Source organism: Vogesella mureinivorans, from assembly GCF_007644035.1.
In the GTDB taxonomy this organism is placed as follows: Bacteria; Pseudomonadota; Gammaproteobacteria; order Burkholderiales; family Chromobacteriaceae; genus Vogesella; species Vogesella mureinivorans.
Genome location: NZ_VMTV02001053.1, coordinates 1 through 379, shown reverse-complemented (window position 1 = coordinate 379; position 379 = coordinate 1). Strand labels below are relative to the sequence as shown.

The following is a 379-nucleotide window of genomic DNA, read 5'->3' as shown; positions in this document are numbered from 1 at the left end:
AACCTACTTCCCGCTGATCGTGGTGTTCTGCCAGAAGTACGTGAAGTCCTCGGGCATCGGAACCCTGGTTGCGCTGATGCTGCCGTACTCGGTCAGCCTGCTGCTGATCTGGACGGCCTTCCTGCTGGGCTTCTGGGCGCTGGATATCCCGCTGGGCATCGGTTCCACCTACGACTACGTGGCCCCGGCTGCAGCGGGCGCCGCGCAGTAAGCGCCACCCGGTCTCGAGCGCATGACCGCCCCCACGCTGCCGACGTTTTTCCACGTCGCCGCGTGGGGGCTGTCGTTTCTGGCGCTGGCGATGGCCGCGCGCCAGCTGCCCTGGTTCAAGCTGCGCGGCGACAGCGAGGCCCAGCACGTGCTGTTCGCCGCCATCCTT

General features: G+C 67.0%; 1 protein-coding gene. It reads left to right on the top strand.

The genetic code is table 11. The features are described from left to right. The coding region (locus FLQ44_RS22710; protein ID WP_206209120.1) for an AbgT family transporter at positions 1 to 211 on the top strand (211 nt) is incomplete at its 5' end. Positions 212 to 379 lie beyond the last annotated feature (168 nt).